Genomic DNA, 22,798 nt, shown 5'->3' on the forward strand with positions numbered 1-22,798 from the left:
AAGACGGAGCCGGTCGCGCTCGGCCGAGGGTCCTCAGCCCCGCGCCCCCGCGGCGGCGCCGTAGCCGGCGCGGCGGCCGAACACGACGCCGGAAGTCAGCCCCGAGCCGCCGGGATAGCCGTTGAAGAACACGCCGCCCACCATCTCGCCGCAGGCGTAGAGGCCAGGGATCGCACGGCCGTCCTCGCGCTTCACGCCGCCATCGTCGCCGACCTCGACGCCGCCATAGGTGAAGGTGATGCCGCCGGTGACCGGGTAGGCCTTGAACGGCCCGGTCTCGATCGTCTGGGCCCAGTTCGACTTCGGCAGGGCGAGACCCTTCGTGCCGCGCCCGTCCTTGACGGTCGGGTCGAACGGCACGGTCCCGTCCACGGCGGCGTTGAAATCCGCGATGGTCCTTTTCGCGGCCGCGCGGTCGATGCCGTCGAGCCTGTCGAGGAGCCCATCCAGGGTATCCGCCTCGAGGAAATGCGCGTCGCGGAACCGGTACTCGCTGTAGAGTAGGTGATCGACCTTGGCGTCGAAGATCTGCCAGGCCACGTGGCCGGGCTGCTCCATGATCGCGCGGCCGAACTGGGCATAGGTGTAGTTGCGGAAATCCTTGCCCTCGTCGACGAACCGCTCGCCGTTCGCGTTGAGCATCAGCCCCAGGAAGTAGCAGATCTTCCGGTAGTGCTTGCGCTCGCCGTGCGGCAGGTCGAGGTTGCCGTAATCGGGCGTGTGCAGGTCCATCGGCGTGGCGTGGCAGCCGCCGTAGAAGCCGTGGGCCTTCGCGCCCAGGTCCAGGGCCATCTGGAGCCCGTCGCCCTGGTTGTGCGGCGTGCCGCGCACCCGGGCCTTGTCCCAGCCCTCGCCGATGAAGCGCGTCCGCAGGGCGGCGTTCGACTCGAAGCCGCCGCAGGCGAGCACCACGGCCTTGGCGCGGAAGGCTCCCTGCGGCGTCTCCACGCCGACGACGCGTCCGTCCTCGACGGTCAGCCCGGTGGCCGGGCAGCCGTAGCGGATCGTACCGCCGGCCTCGGTGAAGGCCTCGAGCTCGGTCCGGGCGAGGCCGAAGCCCTCGTCGTGGGTGGCGAGCGTCAGGCCGCCCCAGAACACGAAGCGCCCCTCCTTCTCGAAGGATTGCCGAGAGTAGATCGGCTCGAACTTCACGCCCTGCGTCGCCAGCCAGCGCAGGGCCGCGCCGCTCTCGTCGATCAGGATGCGCTGCTCGCGCGACAGCGGCCGCCCGTCGTTGAAGCCGAGCAAGTCCTTCTCGAACGTCTGCGCCGTATAGGCGCCGAAATCGGTGCGCGGCAGGCGCGGATCCTCGGGGTCGGCCAGCAGCGGGATCAGGTCGTCGTTGCCCGCGTAGACGAAGCGCATGGCGCCTGCCGTGTAGGCGGTGTTGCCGCCGGCGAGATCCTGCTCCGCCTTCTCGATCATCAGCACCGAGGCGCCGCGCTCCAGGGCGGCGAGCCCGGCGCTCATGGCGGCGTTTCCCGACCCGACCACCACCACGTCCCACTGCGCGTCGCCCGGGCGCTGCATGCCAACCTCCTCTTCGCCGTTCGGCCTCGCGGCATTGTATACGAGTGCATGCAATATGCCGCAAGCGTTTCGGCGGCGTCGGTTTCGGGCTATGGCCAAGCCGAGGAGAGCCGGGAATGAAGGCGAGCGAATCGGAGCGCTCCAGCGGCGCCGGCGCCTATGAGCGGCTGCTGCGGGCGATCGAGGAGGGCGAACTCGCGCCCGGCAGCCGCCTGCGCGAGGCGGAGCTGGCCGAGCGGTTTCAGATCAGCCGCACGCCGGTGCGCGAGGCGCTGGGCCGGCTGGAGGCGCAGGGCCTCGTCGCGCACGAACCGCACCGGGGCGCCAGCGTGGCGCAGCTCGATTACGGGCAGGTGAGCGAACTCTACGATCTGCGCGAGGTGCTGGAGGGGACGGCCGCCCGCCTCGCGGCGATCCATGCGAGCGCGGTCGAGACCGAGATCCTGGAGGAGATGGTCGCCCGGGACCGGACGCTGCTGGGGGACGCGCCGGCGCTCGCGCGGACCAACCGTCTGTTCCACCGGCAGATCCACGGAGCGGCGCGCAACCGCTTCCTGCAGAGCACGCTGGAGACGATGCGCCTGTCCCTGGTGCTGCTGCCGGGCGCCACCACGCTGGCGGCCCCCGACCGCGCCGCGGAGTCGCTCACCGAACATGCCGCCATCGTGGCGGCGATCCGGGCGCACGATGCAGACGGCGCAGAAGCGGCGGCCCGGGCGCATATCCGGGCCGCGTTCAAGGCCCGGATCCGGATCTGGCAGGAGAGCTGAGCGGCGATCGCCCTCAGGCGTGGGCGGGCACGCGCCCCAGTCCCGGCCGGCCCCGGAACAGCGCGAGCGTCGCGACGATGCCGCAGGCGGCCGCCGCCATGAGCCAGTAGCTCGGCGCCGCCCGGTCGCCGGTCTTCTCGATCAGGAAGGTGGAGACCATCGGCGTGGCCGTGCCGAACAGCGCGGTGGCGAGGCTGTAGGCCAGCGAGAAGCCGCTGGCGCGGACATGGGCTGGCACCACCTCGGAGAGGGAGACCACCATCGCGCCGTTGTAGACGCCGAAGAAGAACGAGAACCACAGCTCGACGGCGAGCATCTTGCCGAAGGTCGGATCGGCCACGAGCCAGTGCAGCGCCGGGTAGGTCGTCAGCAGCGACAGGGTCGAGATCGTCAGCAGCACCGGCTTGCGCCCGATCGCGTCCGACAGGGCTCCGCCCACCGGGAGCCAGATGAAGTTGGTGATCGCCACGAACAGCGTCACGATCAGGCTGTCGGTCTCGGTGAGCTTGAGGACGTTCCTGCCGAAGGTCGGGGTGTAGACGGTGATCATGTAGAAGGTCACCGTGGTCATCGTGGTCAGCATCATGCCGAGCAGCACGATCCGCCAGTTGGCGGCCACCGTGGTGAGGATCTCGCGGGTGGTCGGGTGGCGGGTCCGCTTGGCGAATTCCTGCGTCTCTTGGAGCGAGCGCCGGATGAAGAAGATGAACGGCACGATCAGGCAGCCGATCAGGAACGGGATGCGCCAGCCGAAATCGCCGATCTGCTGCTTGGTCAGGAAGGCGTTCAGCCCGTAGCCGATCAAGGCGGCGAACATGATCGCCACCTGCTGGCTCGCCGACTGGAACGAGGTGTAGAAGCCGCGCCGCCCGGGCGTGGCGATCTCGAACAGGTAGATCGAGACGCCGCCGATCTCGACGCCCGCCGAGAAGCCCTGGAGCAGGCGCCCGGCGAGCACGATCAGCGGGGCCGCGACGCCGATCGTGTCGTAGCTCGGGCAGAAGGCGATGAGCACCGTGCCGCTCGCCATGATCGCGAGCGTGATGATCAGGCCCTTCCGGCGCCCGATCCGGTCGATATAGGCGCCCAGCACGATCGCCCCGAGTGGCCGCATCAGCGCCCCGAGCCAGAACGTGCCGAAGGTCAGGAGCAGCTCGGTGGTCTCGTTGCCCGCCGGGAAGAACGCCCGCGCGATATAGGTGGCGTAGAAGCCGAACAGGAAGAAGTCGAACATCTCCAGGAAGTTGCCGCTGGTTGAGCGGAGGATCGCTCCGATCCTGGACTTGAGGGTGGCCTCGACGGCCCCGGGATCACCGGCCATGACGACGTCCTTTCCGGGTGCCCGTCAGGCACCGATCCACTTCATGGCGATGATGGTGCCGGTCACGGTCAGCGCGCCGCCGATCCGGGTGGCGATCTGCGCGAAGGGCATCAGCGCCATGCGGTTGGCCGCCGTGAGGATCGCCACGTCGCCGGTGCCGCCCTGGCCGCTGTGGCAGGCATTCACGATGGCGGTCTCGATCGGGTACATCCCGAGCCAGCGCCCGACGACGAAGCCCACGATCATCAGCGTCGCCACGGTCGACACGATGGTGATCAGGTTCACCAGCGTGAAGGCGGCCATCAACTCGTGCCAGGGCGTCATCGCCACGCCGATGGCGAAGAGCAGCGGGTAGGTCATCGAGACCTGCACGAACTTGTAGACCACGAAGCCGCCCGCCTGGAGATGGGGCGACACCGCGCTGGCGAGCTTGGCGAACACGGCCAGGAACAGCATCGCCACGGGGGCCGGCAGGCCGACGAGGTGGTGGGCCATGACGCCGAGCAGGTAGAGGGTGATCGCCGTCAGCCCGGCCGCGCCGATCGTGGCGGGGTCGATCTGACCGCGTGCGGCCTCGGACTTGGCCTGCGCATCGCTGGATTTCATCTCGTCCGAATCGGGCTGGAGCCGCCCCTCGCCGGTGAGGTGCGGGTAGCGCTTGCCGACGGAATTGAGCGTGCCCGACAGGATGATCGCCGTGAGCGAGCCCAGCATCACCGGCGGCAGAACCTGGGCGAAGACGACGCCCTGCTGCACGCCCAGGATCGCCGCGTAGCCGATGGAGAGCGGGATCGCCCCCTCGCCGACACCGCCGGCCATGATCGGCACGACGATGAAGAAGAACGTCTTGTAGGGGCCGAGGCCGAGGAGCGTGCCGACCAGCGTGCCGACCAGGGCCGCCGCCACCGAGCCGAGGGCGAGCGGCGCGAAGATCTTGAGGAAGCCCTTGATCAGGACCTCGCGGTCCATCCCGAGGATGGAGCCGACGATGATCGTGGCGATGTAGATGTAGAGGAAGTTGGTGAACTTGGTGAAATCGGTGATCGCCTTCACCATCTGCGGCGGCACCAGGGCGTAGTAGACGAGCGCCGAGGGGATGAAGGTCGCGAAGATTGCGCCGGCCCCGATGTTCTTCAGGATCGGGATCCGCTTGCCGATCTCCGCGCAGGTGAAGCCGCCCATCACCAGGACGGCGATCATGGTCGGCCCGTCAGGCTTGATCTCGCCCTCTTGGACCAGAACGGTGAGGAGGATCGCCAGCACGACGAAGATCGGGAGCGGTATGATGCCGATCTTGAGGTCGATGAGGCGCCACCACACGTCCGGCCAGAACCGGGTCGCGCGCCCGTCTCGGGTACGGTCTTTCGACGGTGATGGGATCGGGCTCGTCGAAGCGGTGCTGGTCATGGCGTCCCCCCGGATATCTCGCCGCCTGCGGGCCGTTTCGCCTTTCGCCGCGCCGTCGCGGCCGCGTGATGGGACGCGGTCCGTCGAGTCCCGCACGGTCGGCGGAGATAAAGTGACATTCGGCGTATCAGCGTCGAGAATGGGCGGCAACGCGACCCGCGGAACAAAGGGCGCCACCTGTCCCGTAAGCCGGGATTAAAGACCACTCTCCATCGTTGTGCGCATGACAATGGCCCGGCTGGGTGCCGGGCCTCGAAGTCGGCGGGCACGGCGGCAAGCGGCGGGACCGCGCGCCGCCACCGGCTTTGCCGATCAGAAGTCGCGCTGGACGCGGAAGCGGACCTGCGAGACCGAATCCTGCGTCACGGTACGCGGCACGAAGGTGCCGGCGTTGATGCCGGGGATGTTGGCGTAGGCGGTGGGGCTCTTGTCCAAGTCGATCACGCGGCCGCTTTTCACGCCGACCTGGGTGTAGAAGCCCTCGACGCCGATATCGAGATCGCGGACCGGTGACCAGATGAGGCTGGCGCCCGCCACGACCTGGTAGGTGTCGCGCAGGGCCTCGCTGAGCGCATAGAACCGTGTCCCCGGCAACCCGACGGCGCTGGCGCCGAACCTGTTGGCGCCTCTCGGATTCGCCAGTCCGAAGATCGCGCCCTGCCCCAGCCGGGCGCTCCGATCGAAATCCTGCTCGCCGTACGATCCGAAAAAGGCCGAGCGCCATTCCGGCGTCCAGTAATGCAGAAACGACGCGACCGCCGAGAAGGCCCGCGACTCCCGCAGCTGGCCGGTGAACGGGTCGATCGTCGCATCCGAGAAATACTGATTAAATTTCTGTCCATGATATCCGGCGCTGGCTTGCGTATAGCTCCCGGCGAAGGCCGAATATCCGGCATAGATCTGCGCGCCATTGCTGTAGGCACTTTGCAGGTAGAGGGCGTCACCCAGCGCGATGAACGGGGTGTTGATCTTCAGGCCGCCCTGGACCGCCCAGCCATACGCGGTGCTGGTGTGCGGGATGCTGAGGTTGGAGCCGGTGCCGATACCCGCGCCGTTCTGTACGTTGCCGACGTTCAGCTCGTGGACGGCGGCCGAGACCTGAGCCGAGCCCCAGGCCTGGTCGAGGCGCAGGGCGCCGACGATGTCGGGCACGCGCGAGCGCTCAATCGCGTCGACGAAGCTGTACCGCGAGGGTAGACCGTCGGTGTAGCCGATGAACACCGGCGCGGGTGCGCTGGTTTGCGCGAAGTTCGCGAGCGTCGCATTGTTCTGGAGACCCGCCGGATTGTTGGTCGGCGAGAAGATCGGGCTGCGACGGTAGACCGGATCTTCCGCCGAGACCGTGGCGGACAGGCCGTTGCCGAACGTCGCCGTGTAGGCGAGCAGGTTCGTCGAGGCGACGTCGGAGCCAGCGGTGGCACCGTAGATCTCGAAATCGTGGGCGTAGAAGTCAAAGAACGAGGATGCACGCCCGGCGGTCAGCCCTGCGAACTGGATGAACGCCTTGTCGGCATTCACGTGCTGCTGGTCGCGGCCGAACTGGTCGATGCCCAAGCCCGGAAAAGCGTTGCCGATGCGCTGCTGGGTCCCGGACGTGATGTAGCCCGTCCGCGCGATGGCATCGAGGCGCGCGAAGGCGCGGAGCGTGCCGTAGGCGGTCTGGGTGCGGGCATCGAGGTTGATGCGCATCTGGCCCTGAAATCCGGCCGTGTCGCCGAGGTTCGTGCCGAACTGCCGCCCGTAGCTGGTTCTGTAGCCGCCCTCGAAACGGGCGCGCCCCGAGAGCCGCAGGCAGGTGTCGGTGCCGGGGATGAAGAAGAAGCCGGGGCCGTATGCGCCGCAGACGCGGACATACGCGACGGGCACCGCCGTCCTGGCCGGCAGGTCGGCGGCCTCTGCGACACCCACCGTCGTGATCACCGCCACGGCCCCGAGAAATACCGATTCCAAATAGTTCATTGAGACCCCCCCCGATCCCTCAATATTTACGACACAACGAAAGAGTAATTATCTCCCCCTTGGGAAACACGGAGTCCAATCCGGGTCTCCGTTCACTGATTTCGTCCCAAGCCGAGCAGATACGTCGACAACACTGTGCGCGTGATCATATCTTGGCAACAATAAATCTCTCATTGGAGCAACAGTTTCGTTTTTGTTGTAGATCAGCAACATTTTATATTTTAATACTGAAGTCGTATTGGATTTTTACTTTGTTCATTCCGCAAAATAATCGAGTGTCTTCTTCTCGATGGACGCCATCTCATCGATGAAAGACACCGCAGAGGCGCGCGAAATCCCTCCGTCCGAGGCGGCTGCAAACGCCAGTTCTGGACACTCCGCGTCGCCGGAGCAGCCGCGACGGACCGGGCCGAAGGCCGCTACGGACCCGCAGCGCGGCGTGATTCCGGGGCGCCGATTCGGCGTGCGAGCGGCCCTCGTCCGGGCCGTCGATCAGGATTGAGAAGGGATCGCGGGCCCTGACCCGGCCCAGGGCACGGCCGGTTCATCCCGACACAGGGTCCCGGCTTCGCTCGCGGACGGGGCGGCGAGAGAGGGGATCGTGCGCCGATGGCGCGGCTCTCTCGACCCGGAATCCGCGGTCCCGCGAATCGCCGACGCAGGCGGACCCGCGCTCCGCGTCGGCGTCGAGAGGCGTGCGGCCTGGCCCCGAACAGGCGGCGGGACGGCCCGACGCCTCGGTTCGACGCATAGGGGAAGTTGCAAGCGAGATGGTGCCTGCGTGCGCCGGGACGGGCGCCGGAGGGCGGCCGAATTGCTTCGGCGCCGTTCTCGACAGGCGCGATTGTGGAGCTCGATCAGGCCGCGTGACGACGCGCCGCTTCGCGCGTCCAGAAGGGCGACCACAACGAAAAAGGCCCGGCCGAAGCCGAGCCTTGAGGTTCCTGAAGCACGGGGACCGTTGCCGAGACCGAAGCCCCGGCGCCGGTAAAGCGGCTTAGAAGTCGCGCTGGACGCGGAAGCGGAAGGTGGAGACGCTGTCCGACGTCGTGGTCCGCGGCACGAAGGTGCCGTTGTTGATGCCGGCGACGTTGGCGTAAGCGGTCGGGCTCTTGTCCTTGTCGATCACGCGGCCGTTCTTGACGCCGATCTGGGTGTAGAAGCCCTCGACACCGATATCGAGATCCTTCACCGGCGACCAGATGATGCTGCCGCCCGCCACGAACTGGTAGGTGTCGCGCAGCGCCTCGCTCAGGTTGTAGAAGCGCGTGCCCGGCGTTCCGACTGCGTTGGCGCCGAAGTTGATCAGGCCGAACGGGTTGGCGACCGCGTAGGCGATACCCTGAGCGGCGCGGGCCGCCCCCGAGAAGTTCATCTCACCGTACGACCCGAAGAAGGCCGAGCGCCACTCCGGCGACCAGTAGTGGAGGTACGCAGCCGTCGCGGAGAAGCTCGTCGACTGCTGCATCTGGCCCGTGAACGGGTTGAGCGTCGCGTCGTTGAAGAACTGATTGAACTTCTGGCCCTGGATCGTCGCCGCGTTCTGCGAGTACGAGCCGCTGAACGAGGAGTAACCGGTGTAGAGCTGAGCGCCGGAGCCGTAGGCACCTTGCAGGTAGAGGGCGTCGCCCGGCGCGATGAACGGCGTGTTGATCTTCAGGCCGCCCTGTACCGCCCAGCCGTACGAGTTGCTGGTGTGCGGGATGCTGATGTTCGAGCCGGTGCCGGTACCGGCGCCGTTGGCGACGTTGCCGACGTTCAGCTCGTGCACGGCGGCCGACAGCTGAGCCGAACCCCAGGCCTGGTCGAGACGCAGGGCGCCGACGACGTCGGGCATGCGCGAGCGCTGGATCACGTCGACGAAGCTGTAGCGGGTCGGCTGGCCGTTGGTGTAGCCGATAAACACTTCAGCCGGCGAGTTGGACTGAGCGAAGTTGGCGAGGTTGGCGTTGACCGTGGCGCCGGCCGGGTTGTTCGAGGCCGAGAAGATCGGGCTGCGGCGGAAGACCGGATCTTCGGCCGAGATCGTGGCGGACAGGCCGTTGCCGAGCGTCGCCGTGTAGGCGAGCAGGTTGGTCGAGGCGATGTCCGAACCCGCGGTGGCGCCGGCGAACTCGAAGTCGTGGGCGTAGAAGTCGAAGAACGACGAGGCGCGACCGGCCGTCATGCCGGCGAACTGGATGAACGCCTTGTCGACGTTCACGAACTGCTGGTCGCGGCCGAAGCTGTCGATGCCGAGGCCCGGGTAGGCCTGACCGATACGCTGCTGGGTGCCGGACGTACCGACGCCGGAATAGCCCGTGCGGGCGCCGGCATCGAGGCGGACGAAGGCGCGCAGCGTGCCGTAGGCGGTCTGGGTGCGGGCATCGAGGTTGATGCGCATCCGGCCCTGGTAGCCCGACGTATCGCCGCCGTTGGCATTCTGCCGTGAGTAGCTGGTCATGTAGCCGCCCTCGAACCGGGCGCGGCCCGAGATACGCAGGCAGGTGTCGGTGCCGGGAATGTAGAAGAAGCCGGCGCCGTACGCGCCGCAGACGCGGACGTACTCGATCGGAACCGCCTTCTTGACCGGGAGGTCGGCGGCATGAGCTGCGCCTACCGCCGCGAACGCAGCAGCAGACCCGAGCAATGAGCTCTTCAAGAGCTTCATAGACATCTCCAAAGCTTCGAGACCCAATGATGCGGACGTGCCCGGTTGTCCGGGTCTAGCCGCACGTTCTGTAGGTTTGGCCCGCGTCTTAGGTGGCAGGCTCCTGCGGGCTCTCGCTTGGCGATGCCCCCGTGCACGATCACCATGTGCGAACGGGTTTCGGCGAGCAACGAGGATTCGTGAGCGCCTTGGCAGTTCCAGAGTGATGTTGCGGTCCCGCAACATTCCCCGGGTGATTTAGTCGGCAACGGGTCGCGCAATGTGCACGAATGCTGTCCTGACAGGCCGATGTGCCGCGTCGACAGGCAGGACGCCGCCCGGCTCGGATCCCGGGCCGGGCGGCGCGTCAGCGTCTCGCGATTCGCCGGCGACGGGGCGCCGGCAGATTTTTCTCACATGGGCGGCGTCAGGCCGTCCTTGCCGACGGCGACCCGCCGGGCGGTGACGCGGCCGTCATCCCCGCGCGCAACGATCACGAAGACCTTGGCGCCGGGTGCGACGGCCGACGCGGTGGCAGGCTCGAAGCTGACGACCGGCGCCTGCGGCGGCACGAGGATCTGCAGGGACTGGCCCTGGCCGTAATCGACCGTGAGGGTCCGCTCCGCGCTGCCGCTGCTCGCCTTGACCGTCCCGTTGGTCATCGCGCTCTTCACGCGGGGCGCGTCCGGCGCGGTCGCATGCACGTCCGCCTTCACGGTGCCGTTCGTCATGGCGCTCTTCACCGGCGCCCCGGCCGCCGTGCGGTCGGGAATCATGTCCCAGTCGTAATGCCCCTCGCCGGTGCCGCGCATCGCCTCGGGGAACAGGACGACCTCGAGGGCCACCGGGGGCTCGCCCTTGGTGGCCGTGCCGATGAAGACGCCGTCCTTGATCGCGTCCAGGCTGGACGGGACGACCCAGGAAACCTTCGCGTCGGGGGCGAGCGCCACGGATTCCGACGCGCCGTCCAGGGTCTTCACGGTGAAGCCATCGCCGGAGACCGCTTCGACGGTGCCGCGCAGGCGCTCGATCTTCGGGGCCGCCTGCGCGCCGGTGACGACGGCCAACAGGCTCGCCAGGACGAGCGTCGGTAACTTTGTCATGTCGGGTCCTTTTCCTGCCGCCGGGATCGATGCGACCGGCGGGACGTGGGGCGGCTTGGGGCGAGGTCAGCCCCGGGGGGCCTGTGACATCGCACCCCGGATATCGCGCCCGGGCCCGGGGCGGTTACGTGTCCCCGACCTGCCCGAGCCGCCCCAGGAACGGGGCGGCCGCCGCCTCCGCGGCCGCCTCCACGGCCCGGTACCGGCGGACCACATCGGTTCCGAAGTCCGAGAGACGGGCGCCGCCTCCGGCCCGCCCGCCGGTCTGCGCCTCGACCACGGGCCGGCCGAAACCGGTGTTCATCGCCTCCACCAGCATCCACGCCCGCCGGTACGACATCCCGAGCGCGCGGCCGGCCGCCGCGATGGAGCCGTGCTCGGCGATCATCTCCAGAAGCCGCACCTTGCCGGGACCGAGGCGGTGCCCCGGCCCGAGATCGATGCGAATGCTCAGGCGCGGCCCTTCGCCTGCGGCGGAGGCTCGCCCCGGGACCCTATCGGCCGCCGCACTCAGGCGGGCAGCACCAGAAGGGCGAGACCGGCCGCGGCGAGGCCGGCGCCGAGGGTCGGCGCTGCCCGCGTCGCCCCGATCCGGGCCGCCGCGACGCCGAGGCCGATCCCGGCCGCGTGCAGGAGCGCGGTGGCTGCCAGGAAGCCGAGTCCGAAGGTCAGGCCTGTGGCGGTCTCCGGCATCTCGGTCCCGTGGGCGTAGCCGTGGAACACCGCGAAGACGCCGACCAAGCCGGCCAGGAGGGCGACCGGCGCGCGCAGGCCGATGATGGCGGCAAGGCCGAACACGACGATGGAGAGCGCGATCCCGACCTCGACATGGGGCAGCGCGAAACCGACCATGCCCAGGCCGGCCCCCACGCTCATCAGCGCCAGGAAGGACAGGGGCAGCGCCCAGAGTGCGCGTCCGCCGCGCAGGCTGGCGAGGAGTCCGACCGCCACCATCGCGAGCACATGGTCGGCGCCCATCAGCGGGTGGAGGAAGCCTGCCTCCGCGCCCGTCGCGGCTCCGTGGCCCGGATGGGCGAGCGCCGCCTGGGGCAGCAGGATGAGCGCGGCCGGCAGGAGCGCCAGGGACGCGGCGGGTCGGGAGGAGAGCAGACGCTTCATCGGAAATCCTTCGCTGAATCTGCGAAGATGTAGCGCCGTTCCACCGCGGCTGCGAGGGGCCGGCGGCCATCGCCGCGGGGCGCCTCCCCGGATCAGGCCGCCCCGGGTCGGCGCGTCAGAACGACATCGCCTCGTGGACCGCAGCCGGCTCGAACGGCTCCGTGAAGGCGACCCCGACGCCGTGCGCGAAGTGGCGCATCACCGTCGCAGCCTTGTGCCCCACCTGGATGGTCGCGCCGATCTCCAGTTCGTGGTCGACGAGCAGCGCCACCCCGGAGGCTGAAACGTTGAGCACATGCCCCAGGAAGGCCTGGCCGGAGGCCGTGGTGACCTGGACGATCTTCTGCTTTGGCACGATCCGCTTGTGGGCCCGGATCGGCTCCGGCTGCAGGTCCTGGGCGCGCGCCAGCGTCACGAACTGTCGGGCGAGGTCGGCGAGGATCGCGCGGCCACCCCGGACGCAGGCGACGAATTCCTGACCGGCCACTTGGGCGATGCGCGCTTCCAGAGTCCCGACATGGCGGATGCTGCAGGTCAGATCCTCGCCGATCGCCAACAGCGAGGAGGAGCGGAAGCGGATCCCCTCCGTCGAGACGTCGGCGGTCACGGCGTAGAAGTCGCGACGGCGCTGGTTCCAGCACAACGCAGGCAACATGACGACGTGCCGCCGGACCATCACACCTGCATCATCAATAGGAATACACAGGCTGTCTTTTGCGGCCCAAAATTTTTCCGGGTTGTTCAGGCGATCTATAAAATTGGATCCATCTCGGGCCCTGTACAATCCCTCTCGAGCCGGACCTTCGCATCGCGGACGCGGTCGGCGCCGGGCCTGCGGGGGGCGCCGATCGGATGCGGCGCCGGCCCGATCCGGGAGGCCCGGGCCAGATTGCCACGGAAAACCGAATACAAGATGCAGATTGGCCGCATGGCATGGATGCTGCCTGGGATTGTGCATGCCAGGAGGCTGCGCGACAGTGTCGCCCGTCTCCCGGATCGGCTGCGGCCGATCCGTGCCGCCCTCTCCGCCTGCATCCGGACTGGTCTCATGTTGCGTCTCGCCGCCTGCCTCCTTGCCGGTTTTACCCTCGCCGGGCCCGCCGCCGCGCAGACCCTGCGCTACGGCATGATGGAGGATCCGGACGCTCTCGACCCGACGCTCGCCCGCACCTTTGCGAGCCGGATGGTCTTCGCCGCCCTGTGTGACAAGCTCGTGGATATCGGGCCGGACCTGAAGCCGGTGCCGCAGCTCGCCACCTCCTGGGAGCTGTCGCCGGACGAGAAGGCGCTGACCCTGCACCTGCGTCCGGGCGTGCTGTTCCACGACGGCGAGAAGCTCGACGCGGCCGCGGCCAAGTACTCCATCGAGCGGCATAGGACGATGCCGGGCTCGCAGCGCCGGTCGGAGATCGCGCCGATCGACTCGGTGGACGTGGTCGACGACCTCACCGTCCGCATCAACCTGAAGCAGCCCTTCGCGCCGCTGCTCGCGCAGTTCACCGACCGGGCCGGCATGATGGTCTCGCCGAAGGCCGCCGAGCGGCTCGGCGACAAGTTCGCCTCCGCGCCGGTTTGCGCCGGGCCGTACAAGTTCGTCGAGCGGGTGCCGCAGGACCGGATCGTGGTCGAACGCTTCCCCGATTACTGGAACAAGGACGCGATCCACATCCAGCGGATCGAGTTCCGGCCGATCCCAGACGCCACGGTCCGGCTCACCAATCTGCGGGCCGGGCAACTCGACCTGCTGGAGCGGCTCGCCCCCACCGACGTTGCGCAGGTGAAGCGCGACGCCAAGCTGAAGCTCGAGTCCACCACCGAACTCGGCTTCCAGGAGATCCTGTTCAATCCCAACAAGGCCGGCTCGCCGGTGGCCGACCCGAAGGTTCGCGCCGCCTTCGAGGCCGCCATCGACCGCAACGCCATCAATCAGGTCGTCTACAACGGCGAGTTCCTGGCCGGGAACCAGTGGGTCAACCCGAAGAACCCGAACTACGTCGCCGAATACCCGATCCCGAAGCGGGACGTGGCCAAGGCCAAGGCCCTGCTCGCCGAGGCCGGCAAGCCGAACCCGCAGATCACGCTCACCGTCTACGCCAACAGCGAGTCGCCCCAGGTGGGCCAAGTGATCCAGGCGATGACCAAGGAAGCCGGGTTCGACGTGAAGATCCAGGCCGTGGACTTCACCACGGCGCTCGATGCCGCCGACAAGGGTAATTACGAGGCGCAGCTCTATTCCTGGAGCGGCCGGTCCGACCCGGACGGGAACACCTACAGCTTCCTCGCCTGCAAGGCGGCGCTGAACTATCCCAAATACTGCAGCCCGGAGGCCGACGCGGCCCTCCAGGCCGAACGCGGCACCATCGATCCGGCCAAGCGCAAGGCCGCCTGGAAGGCCCTGGCCGATCAGGTGCTGAAGGACCGGCCCGGCATCTACATTCTGCACCGCAAGCTGCTCTGGGCCTACAGCCAGAAGCTCTCGGGCTTCGTGCCCTATCCGGACGGGCTCGTGCGCTTCACCGGACTGAAGTTCAACTGATGCTGCGGCTCTGATGCTTCGATTTCTGGCCCGACGCCTCGCCCTGGCGATCCCGACCCTGATCCTGGCCTCGATGATCATCTTCGCCCTGCAGCAATTGCTGCCGGGGGACGTCGCCACCGCGCTGACCGGCGAGGAGCGCGACCCGCAGGTGATCGCCTTCATCCGCGAGAAGTACCACCTCGATGAGCCCCTGCCGGTACGCTACGCCTACTGGGCCGGCGGCGTGCTGCGGGGCGATCTCGGCGAGTCGATCCGGCTGCAGAAGCCGGTCTCCGAGCTGATCGTCGAGAAGTTGCCGGTCACCCTCGAACTCGCCTGTCTCGCCATGCTGGTGGCGCTGGCCATCGGCGTACCGATGGGCGTGCTCTCGGCGGTGAAGCGCGGGCAGGCCGCCGACACGATCGCCAACGGGATCGCCCTGTGGGGCCTCTCGGTGCCGAACTTCTGGCTCGGGATCCTGCTGATCCTTCTGTTCTCGGTGGAACTCGGCTGGCTGCCGGCCTCGGGCTACGTTTCGCCGTTCGAGAGCCTGTCGGACAACCTCGCCGCCATGGTGATGCCGGCCTTCGTGCTCGGCAACGCCATCGCGGCGGTGATGATGCGCCACACCCGCGCGGCGATGCTGGGCGTGCTCGGCTCCGACTACGTCCGCACGGCCCGCGCCAAGGGCGTCTCGCCCCTGCGGGTCACCCTGCGGCACGCGCTGCCGAACGCCGCGATCCCGATCATCACCCTGGGGGCGCTGGAATTCGGGCAGCTCCTGTCGGGGGCGGTGCTCACCGAGCAGGTGTTTTCCGTGCCAGGCTTCGGCAAGCTGATGGTCGATGCGGTGTTCAACCGGGATTTCGCCACGGTGCAGGGCGTCGTGATCTGCACGGCCGCCACCTACATCGCCCTCAACCTCGCCGCCGACCTGCTCTCGGCCGCCGTGAACCCGAAGCTCAGGCGGGCATGAGCGCAATGATTGCCCGCGCCTCGCTCTCGCAGTCTTCAGAGCTGCGACTTCGGGAGTTACAATTGAGTGCACAGAGTGAAGCGCGGGTCCCCTCTCCCGAGCGGGAGAGGGAGCGCGTCGCATCTCGCACTGGCCGGCCTGAAACCATCATGGGCTGCGCTGAAAAGCAGTGTGCGCGGATCGTACGCATCGCTGCCAACCCCGCGAGCCCCCGATGAGCACCGGCACCCCCATCGCCGAAGCCACCGGCCTCGCGGCCCCCGCGGGCACGCCGGCCCTCATCCAGGAACCCGGCACCCTCGCGGCCTTCTGGCGGCGCCTGCGGGCGCGCCCGAGCGCCGTCGCGGGCCTCATCATCGTTGGCCTGCTGATCCTCATGGCGGTCTTCGCCCCCTGGATCGCCCCCTACGATCCCACCGCCACCGACTGGGGCAACGTCCGCGGCGCGCCGAGCCTCGCGCACCCGTTCGGCGGCGACGAGGTCGGCCGCGACGTCCTCTCGCGGATCATCTTCGGCGCCCGCGCCTCCCTCGGCGCCGGCCTCGTGTCGGTGGCGCTGGCGGTGTCCCTCGGCCTGCCGCTGGGACTGCTCGCCGGCTACGCGGGCGGCTGGATCGACGGGGCGATCTCGCGCCTTACCGACGCGCTCCTGGCAATTCCCTTCCTGATCCTGGCGATCGCGCTCGCGGCCTTCCTGGGCCCCAGCCTCGTCAACGCGATGATCGCCATCGGCCTCTCGGCGACCTCGACCTTCATCCGGTTGACCCGGGCGCAGGTGCGCGCCGTGGCGGCGGAGGAGTTCGTGGAGGCGGCCCGGGCCATGGGCAACCCGCCCTGGCGGATCGCCCGGGTCCACATCCTGCCCAACATCGTGCCTGCGATCCTCGTCCAGGCGACGCTCACCATCGCGGCCGCCATCATCGCGGAGGCGAGCCTGTCGTTCCTGGGCCTCGGCCAGCAGCCTCCGGAACCCTCCTGGGGGGCGATGCTCAACACCGCCAAGAACTTCATGGACGAGGCGCCCTGGATGGCGATCTGGCCCGGCCTTTCGATCTTCCTCGCCGTCCTCGCCTTCAACCTGTTCGGCGACGGCCTGCGGGACGCCCTCGACCCGAGGCAGCGCACATGACAGCGCCCATGACCAAGCCTCTCCTCGACGTCCGCGACCTCGCGGTCGCCTTCGACACCGACGGCGGCGCGGTCCACGCCGTCAACGGCGTCTCCTACACCCTGCACGAGGGCGAGACCCTGGGGATCGTCGGCGAGTCGGGTTCCGGCAAGAGCGTGCACGTGCTCGCCATGCTGGGCCTGATCCCGCGCCCGCCCGGCCGCATCACCGGCGGGCAGGTGCTGTTCGAGGGGCGCGATCTCCTCGCCCTGAAGGAGCGGGAACTCCGAAAGGTTCGGGGCGGCGCGATCGGGTTCGTGTTCCAGGACCCGATGAGTTCGCTCAACCCCGGCATGACCGTAGCGGCGCAGATCATCGAGCCCCTGCGCATCCATCTGGGCCTCGACGCCCGCGCCGCCCGCGTCCGGGCGAAGGAACTGCTCGACCTCGTCCGCATCCCGAACGCGGGAGCGCGCCTCGACCAGTACCCGCACGAGTTCTCCGGCGGCCAGCGCCAGCGGGTGATGATCGCCATCGGCCTGAGCTGTCGCCCGAAGCTGCTGATCGCCGACGAGGCGACCACCGCCCTCGACGTCACCGTCCAGGCCGAGATCGTGGGCCTGGTGCAGGAGCTGAAGCGCGAGCTCGGCATGGCGATCATCTGGATCACACACGACCTCGGCGTGGTGGCCGGCATCAGCGACACCGTTCAGGTGATGTATGCCGGCCGGATCCTGGAGCGCGGCCCGGTGGACGACATCTTTTCGGATCCCCGCAACGCCTACACGCTGGGGCTTCTGCGCTCCCTGCCGGACCTCTCCGGCGGCCGGGCTGGGCGCCGTCGTCTGCACCAGATCGAGGGGGCGCCCCCGGACATGCGCCACCTGCCGCCGGGCGATCCCTTCGCGCCGCGCAACGCCTACGCGACGCCCCGGTGCCGGACCGAGATGCCGCCCCTGGCGCAGGCGCCCGGCGCCGCCCCCGGCCACCTCGTCGCCGCCTGGTACGACCTGCCGCAGCTTCTGAGCCGGGAGGCCGCGCGATGAGCCCGCAGGACTATCCGGTCGTCTCGGTGCGGGACCTGTCCAAGCACTATCCCCTGCGCTCGTGGTGGGGCGGCAAGGCCTCGGTGTTCCGCGCCGTCGAGGGGGTGAGCTTCGACATCCGTCCCGGCGAGACCCTGGGGCTCGTCGGCGAATCCGGCTCCGGCAAGTCCACGATCGGCCGGGCCGTGACGATGCTCAACCCGCCGACATCCGGCACGATCGCCTTCGAGGGCACCGACCTCGCCAAGCTCTCGGCGGGGGCGATGCGCAGAATGCGCGCCCGGATGCAGACCGTGTTCCAGGACCCCTACGCGGCCCTCAACCCGCGCATGACCGCTGGGGATTATGTCGCCGAAGCGTTCAAGCTGCACCGGCGGGACATGCGGGGCCCGGAGCGGCGTGAGGCCGTCGCGGCGCTGTTCCAGCGGGTCGGGCTCGATCCGCGGTTCATGGGGCGCTACCCGCACCAGTTCTCGGGCGGCCAGCGCCAGCGCATCTGCATCGCCCGGGCGATCGCCCTGAAGCCCAGCTTCATCGTCGCCGACGAGCCGATCGCGGCGCTCGACGTCTCGATCCAGGCTCAGGTGGTGAACCTGCTCCAGGACCTGCAGGACGAGATGGGGCTGTCCTACCTGTTCATCTCCCACGACCTCCGGATGGTCCGCTACCTCTGCCACCGGGTCGCGGTGCTCTGGCGCGGGCGGATCGTCGAGATGGCCGAGGCCGACGCCCTCTACGAGGATCCGCGCCATCCCTACACGCGCCGCCTGCTCGCGGCCGTGCCGGTGCCGCACCCGGCCGAGGAGCGCGCCCGGCTCGCCGCGCGGGACCTCGCCGGCCACGACCAGCCGCCGGACGGGTCGCTCATTGAAGTGGCGCCGGGGCATTGGGTGGCGATGCCCGAGGGTCAGGGCGCGTGACAAGCGCACTTTCTCTTTCCCACCCTCCTCCCTCATCCTGAGGTGCGAGTACAGCGAGCCTCGAAGGAGGGCTCCAGCGAGCCGCACGATCCCTGGAGCCCTCCTTCGAGGCCTCCGCTTCGCTCCGGCAACTCAGGCCGATTTTTGGATCAAGCAGCGTCGTCTCGTCGAGACGATCCATACAGCAGGACATCCCGTGAGAGACTTCTCCGCCCCCGGCCGCTCCCCGGTCTATGCCGCCAACGCCGCCGTCGCGACCTCGCACCCGCTCTCGACTCTCGCCGCCATCGAGGTGCTGCGCGCGGGCGGCAACGCCGTGGATGCCGGCATCGCGGCGGTCGCCGTGCAATGCGTGGTCGACCCGCTGATGACCGGCATCGGCGGCGACTGCTTCGCCCTCTACGCCCCCGCCGGCGCCACCAAGCCCCTCGCCCTGGACGGTTCGGGCCGCGCCCCGGCGGCCGCCACGCCCGACTGGTACGCCGAGCACGGCGTCGCCATCACGCCGACTTCGCCGCACGCCGTCACGGTGCCGGGTGCCGTCGCAGCCTGGGACCTGCTCGTCCGCGAGCACGGCACCCGCTCGCTGGGTGAGCTCCTCCAGCCGGCGATCCGTTACGCGGAGGACGGGTTCGTGATCCAGCAACGGGTCGGCTGGGACTGGCAGCGGGGCGCGGAGCGCGTCGCCGCCGATCCGCACGCCGCCGAGACCTACCTGCCCGGCGGGCAGGTGCCGGCCATCGGCAGCGTCCTGCGCCTGCCGAAGCTCGCGGCGACGCTCCGGCGCATCGCCCAGGAGGGCGCGCGCGGCTTCTACACGGGGCCGGTGGCCGAAGACATGGTGAGCCGGCTCAACGCGCTCGGCGGCCTGCACACCCTGGACGACTTCGCCGCTGCCCGGCCCGACATGGTGACACCCGTCTCAACCCGCTACCGGGGCTACGACGTCTACGAGTGCCCGCCCGCAGGCCAAGGCCTGGCGGCGCTGATGATGCTCAACGTGCTCACGCATTACGACGTCGGCGCCCTCTCGGACCTCGACCGGCTGCATCTCTTCGCCGAGACCTGCAAGCAGGGCTATCATCACCGCGACGTCCTGTTCGGCGACGCCGCCCTCGCCCAGGTGCCGATCGAGCACCTCCTCTCCGACGCCTGGAAGGCCGCCGCCCACGGGGCGATCGACATGGGCCGGGCCCGCGAGCCGGAGATCTATCCCGAGATCAGGCAGGAGATCGCCGAGGGCCGCGCCCACAAGGACACGGTCTATCTCTGCGTGGTCGATCGGGACGGCAACGCCCTGTCGCTGATCAACTCGATCTTCCAGGGCTTCGGCTCCGGCATCCTGGCACCCGAGAGCGGCGTCCTGCTGCACAATCGCGGCCTGTCGTTCCGCACGGAGGGCGGCCACCCGAACAGCGTCGGGCCCGGCAAGCGGCCGATGCACACGATCATCCCCGGCATGCTGATGAAGGACGGGCAGGCGGTCGCGCCGTTCGGCGTCATGGGCGGCCACTATCAGGCCATGGGCCATGTCGAGCTGCTCTCCGGGCTCATCGACCGGGGCCTCGACGTGCAGGAGGCGCTCGATGCCCCGCGCAGCTTCGCCTATGGCGGGACCCTGGAGGTCGAGGGCGGGATCTCCGACGCGGTGATGGCGGGGCTGATCGAGCGCGGCCACCCGGCGATCCGGGCGCCGCTGCCGCTCGGCGGCGGCCAGATCATCTGGATCGACCGCAAGGCCGGCACGCTGGCGGCCGGCTCGGACCCGCGCAAGGACGGGGCGGCGCTGGGGTATTGAGGGGCTTGGCCGGTGGGATGCTCAAGGCCTTCCCACCCACCGCCCTCATCCTGAGGTGCCCGCGTCAGCGGGCCTCGAAGGAGAGCTCCCGCAATCGCAACGGTATCCGGAGACCTCCTTCGAGGCCTCCGCTACGCTCCGGCACCTCAGGATGAGGTGATCGGATTGGACGCCCCGGGGACCGGAACGACAATCGTTCGGATCCCCGGAGGTTCGGATCAGTCGATATCCTCGACCGCCTCACCACCGCCGTAGACCCGCTGGGCGAGCGAGGCCTCCATGAACGGATCGAGATCGCCGTCGAGCACCTCGTCCGGATCGGTGGACTGGGTGCCGGTGCGCAGGTCCTTCACCAGCTGGTACGGCTGCAGCACGTAGGACCGGATCTGGTGACCCCAGCCGATATCGGTCTTGGACGCGGCCTCGGCGTTGGCCTTCTCTTCGCGCTTCTTCAGCTCCGCCTCGTAGAGGCGGGCGCGCAGCATGTTCCAGGCGGTCGCCCGGTTTTTGTGCTGCGAGCGCTCCTGCTGGCACGCCACCACGATCCCGGTGGGGTTGTGGGTGATGCGCACCGCCGAGTCGGTGGTGTTCACGTGCTGGCCACCGGCGCCCGACGACCGATAGGTGTCGATCCGGCAGTCGGATTCCTTGATCTCGATCTCGATCCGGTCGTCGATCACCGGATAGACCCAGACGCTGGCGAAGCTGGTGTGCCGCCGGGCGCTGGAATCGTAGGGCGAGATCCGCACCAGACGGTGCACGCCGGACTCGGTCTTGAGCCAGCCATAGGCGTTGTGGCCCTTGATCAGGAGCGTGGCGCCCTTGATCCCGGCCTCTTCGCCGTCGGTCATCTCGACGACCTCGACCTTGTACTTCCGACGCTCGGCCCAGCGGGCATACATGCGCTGAAGCATGTTGGCCCAGTCCTGGCTCTCAGTGCCGCCGGCCCCGGCATGGACCTCGAGATAGGTGTCGAATCCGTCGGCCTCGCCGGACAGCAGGGTCTCGACCTGCCGGCTCGCGGCCTCCTTCTCGACGGCCAGGATCGCCGCCTCGCCCTCGCGGATCGAGGATTCGTCACCCTCCATCTCGCCGAGTTCGATCAGCGTGGCGCCGTCCTCGAGATCGCGCTCGAGCTTCTTGATCGCCGTGACGGCCTCGTCGAGCTGCTGGCGCTCGCGCATGACCTTCTGGGCGGCCTCGGCATCGTTCCAGAGGTCGGGGTTCTCGGAAGCCGCGTTCAGCTCCGCGAGGCGTTTATCGACTGTATCCCAGTCAAAGATGCCTCCTCAGCAGCCCTATAGACTGCTTGGCGGCATCCGAGGCTTGCTCGATCTCGGCGCGCATCTGGTTTTTCGGGAATGGGGTTTGGGGAAAGAATGGAGGCTCGTCGGGTCGGGGTGATAGCCCCCGGGACCCGGCCTGTAAACGCTTCCGCGTCGCGTCGCATGCCGCCCGTGCGGCGCCCGACCGCAGGGAAGGAGGCGAGCCGGCAAGCCTCGGGCGCGTTGTCGGGCACGAACGACAGGGCCCAGGAGGCAAGCGGATGGCGGACGACGATCACGCGGCGACGTGGGCGGACTTCAACGAGGCCGTCAACATGACGCCCGCGGCGCTGAAGAAGCACCTCGACAGCGAGGCCAGCAAGGAGGTCGGCCAGAAGAAGGGCGGCGGCGAGTCCACCGGCCACGCGATGGGCCGGCGCATCCTGGCGATCAAGGATACGAAGAAGGCGGACCTGACGGACGACGATTACGCCGCCATGCGCAAGGTGGTGGGCTACGTCCACCGCCATCTCAAGCAGGGCGGAGAGGCCCGGAAGGACCCCGACTCACCGTGGCGGTTGTCGCTGATGAATTGGGGCCACGATCCGCACAAGGATTGAGGCTCCGGAACGCCCGGCGGCTCAGTAGCGCGGCGGCACGATGTAGGACGGAGCGATCACGTACTCCTTCGGCCGCTTGCGCGCGCCGAACCGGCCCTCGGTGATCTGGTCGTTGTAATAGTCGAAGCCCGTATAGCCGAAACCGCCGCCGTTCATCACCTCGGCGACCGGGACCGCGGGCTGCGCGAGATCGGGACGGCCCGGCGGCACCACCACCTGGCAGCACCCCTCGGTCTCGAGAACGGTGGGCCCGTTCGGCGCGGTGAACACGAAGGCGCGGGGCTGGTACGGCGCGGGCGGGTAAGCGACGTCGGAGGCCGAGGCGCCCTGCCCCGCCAGGAGGGCGAGCAGTCCGGCGGCGATCAGGGTCTTGGTGCTCACGCGATGCTCCGTCAGGGGGCCGGCCGGTCCGGCATCTGGCCTACAGTCTAGCTGATCGCGGGCGGCTTGTCCGGCCCATCCGAATCGACCGGTTACCGAAATGCCGGCGCGGATCAGCCGCGTGCGCGCAGGACCACCTGCGGGCTCGCCGGCACGGGCCGGCAATCCGTCGTGAAGGCGTTGACCGGCAACGGCTTCGAGTCGCACGCATACACGTCCGCCGGGCCGGGCGCGGGGATCGGATCCCGGGCGATGATCGGGTTCGGCGCACAGGCCGAGGCCGCGGCGGCGAGCAGCAGGGCGGCGATCAGGTTCAGGCGGCGCATGC

At 68.9% G+C, this 22,798-nt stretch carries 20 protein-coding genes; 8 read left to right on the top strand and 12 right to left on the bottom strand.

Annotated features, from left to right (window positions below; all coding sequences use genetic code 11):
- Positions 1-33 precede the first annotated feature (33 nt).
- Positions 34-1,530, bottom strand: a complete 1,497-nt coding sequence (gene tcuA, locus PQI07_RS06875) for an FAD-dependent tricarballylate dehydrogenase TcuA (RefSeq protein ID WP_274926334.1) — start codon at positions 1,528-1,530, stop codon at positions 34-36.
- A 116-nt stretch (positions 1,531-1,646) separates the two neighbouring features.
- Here tcuA and PQI07_RS06880 point away from each other — a divergent pair, with 116 nt between their 5' ends.
- Positions 1,647-2,300, top strand: coding sequence for a GntR family transcriptional regulator (locus PQI07_RS06880; RefSeq protein ID WP_043357372.1), 654 nt, complete (start codon positions 1,647-1,649; stop codon positions 2,298-2,300).
- A 13-nt stretch (positions 2,301-2,313) separates the two neighbouring features.
- Here PQI07_RS06880 and PQI07_RS06885 read toward each other — a convergent pair whose 3' ends face one another.
- The 8 genes from PQI07_RS06885 to PQI07_RS06920 form a co-directional block, all read right to left on the bottom strand.
- Positions 2,314-3,621: an MFS transporter gene (locus tag PQI07_RS06885; protein WP_043357373.1), complete on the bottom strand. Its 1,308-nt coding sequence runs from the start codon at positions 3,619-3,621 to the stop codon at positions 2,314-2,316.
- Positions 3,622-3,645: 24 nt separating this feature from the next.
- Positions 3,646-5,028 carry a 2-hydroxycarboxylate transporter family protein gene (locus PQI07_RS06890; protein ID WP_274926335.1) on the bottom strand — a complete coding sequence of 461 codons (1,383 nt, stop codon included), beginning with the start codon at positions 5,026-5,028 and terminating at the stop codon, positions 3,646-3,648.
- A gap of 312 nt (positions 5,029-5,340) precedes the next feature.
- Positions 5,341-6,987, bottom strand: coding sequence for a porin (locus PQI07_RS06895; RefSeq protein ID WP_043385590.1), 1,647 nt, complete (start codon positions 6,985-6,987; stop codon positions 5,341-5,343).
- A 997-nt stretch (positions 6,988-7,984) separates the two neighbouring features.
- Positions 7,985-9,637: a porin gene (locus tag PQI07_RS06900; RefSeq protein ID WP_043357381.1), complete on the bottom strand. Its 1,653-nt coding sequence runs from the start codon at positions 9,635-9,637 to the stop codon at positions 7,985-7,987.
- 392 nt (positions 9,638-10,029) lie between these two features.
- Positions 10,030-10,719 (bottom strand): hypothetical protein, encoded by a 690-nt coding sequence (locus PQI07_RS06905; protein ID WP_043385596.1) that lies wholly within the window; start codon positions 10,717-10,719, stop codon positions 10,030-10,032.
- 124 nt (positions 10,720-10,843) lie between these two features.
- Positions 10,844-11,167, bottom strand: a complete 324-nt coding sequence (locus PQI07_RS06910) for a winged helix-turn-helix domain-containing protein (RefSeq protein WP_274927688.1) — start codon at positions 11,165-11,167, stop codon at positions 10,844-10,846.
- Positions 11,168-11,229: 62 nt separating this feature from the next.
- Entirely contained in the window at positions 11,230-11,838 is a 609-nt protein-coding gene (locus PQI07_RS06915) for a HupE/UreJ family protein (RefSeq protein ID WP_051045111.1), read from the bottom strand.
- 115 nt (positions 11,839-11,953) lie between these two features.
- Positions 11,954-12,493 (bottom strand): PilZ domain-containing protein, encoded by a 540-nt coding sequence (locus tag PQI07_RS06920; protein WP_078947135.1) that lies wholly within the window; start codon positions 12,491-12,493, stop codon positions 11,954-11,956.
- Positions 12,494-12,886: 393 nt separating this feature from the next.
- Between PQI07_RS06920 and PQI07_RS06925 the strand changes: the two genes are divergently transcribed.
- From PQI07_RS06925 to ggt, 6 genes are all read left to right on the top strand, one after another.
- Complete coding sequence (locus PQI07_RS06925; protein WP_179697647.1) at positions 12,887-14,374, top strand: ABC transporter substrate-binding protein; 1,488 nt, start codon at positions 12,887-12,889, stop codon at positions 14,372-14,374.
- 13 nt (positions 14,375-14,387) lie between these two features.
- Positions 14,388-15,332 carry an ABC transporter permease gene (locus PQI07_RS06930; protein WP_043385603.1) on the top strand — a complete coding sequence of 315 codons (945 nt, stop codon included), beginning with the start codon at positions 14,388-14,390 and terminating at the stop codon, positions 15,330-15,332.
- Positions 15,333-15,546: 214 nt separating this feature from the next.
- Entirely contained in the window at positions 15,547-16,461 is a 915-nt protein-coding gene (locus PQI07_RS06935) for an ABC transporter permease (RefSeq protein WP_043760181.1), read from the top strand.
- Complete coding sequence (locus PQI07_RS06940) at positions 16,458-17,486, top strand: ABC transporter ATP-binding protein (RefSeq protein WP_043385608.1); 1,029 nt, start codon at positions 16,458-16,460, stop codon at positions 17,484-17,486. The genes PQI07_RS06935 and PQI07_RS06940 overlap by 4 nt, the downstream gene beginning before the upstream one ends.
- Positions 17,483-18,406, top strand: coding sequence for an ABC transporter ATP-binding protein (locus PQI07_RS06945; RefSeq protein ID WP_043357401.1), 924 nt, complete (start codon positions 17,483-17,485; stop codon positions 18,404-18,406). The genes PQI07_RS06940 and PQI07_RS06945 overlap by 4 nt, the downstream gene beginning before the upstream one ends.
- 196 nt (positions 18,407-18,602) lie before the next feature.
- On the top strand, positions 18,603-20,204 hold the full coding sequence (ggt, locus tag PQI07_RS06950) for a gamma-glutamyltransferase (protein ID WP_274926336.1): 1,602 nt from the start codon (positions 18,603-18,605) through the stop codon (positions 20,202-20,204).
- 218 nt (positions 20,205-20,422) lie between these two features.
- Here the strand turns inward: ggt and prfB are convergent.
- Positions 20,423-21,551, bottom strand: a protein-coding gene (gene prfB / locus PQI07_RS06955; protein WP_100794053.1) for a peptide chain release factor 2 whose coding sequence is annotated in 2 segments (ribosomal slippage) — positions 20,423-21,481 and positions 21,483-21,551 — 1,128 coding nt in all. Because the reading frame shifts where the segments join, the coding sequence is not laid out codon by codon here.
- A 199-nt stretch (positions 21,552-21,750) separates the two neighbouring features.
- Between prfB and PQI07_RS06960 the strand changes: the two genes are divergently transcribed.
- Complete coding sequence (locus PQI07_RS06960; protein ID WP_043385613.1) at positions 21,751-22,089, top strand: DUF3140 domain-containing protein; 339 nt, start codon at positions 21,751-21,753, stop codon at positions 22,087-22,089.
- A gap of 21 nt (positions 22,090-22,110) precedes the next feature.
- On the opposite strand, the gene PQI07_RS06965 is transcribed toward PQI07_RS06960, so the two are convergent.
- A complete protein-coding gene (locus PQI07_RS06965; protein ID WP_274926337.1) occupies positions 22,111-22,470 on the bottom strand; it encodes a hypothetical protein in 360 nt (119 codons plus the stop codon).
- Between the two features lie 113 nt (positions 22,471-22,583).
- Complete coding sequence (locus tag PQI07_RS06970) at positions 22,584-22,796, bottom strand: hypothetical protein (RefSeq protein ID WP_020090818.1); 213 nt, start codon at positions 22,794-22,796, stop codon at positions 22,584-22,586.
- Positions 22,797-22,798 lie beyond the last annotated feature (2 nt).

The organism is Methylobacterium sp. 092160098-2 (genome assembly GCF_028920805.1).
Lineage (GTDB): Bacteria > Pseudomonadota > Alphaproteobacteria > Rhizobiales > Beijerinckiaceae > Methylobacterium > Methylobacterium fujisawaense.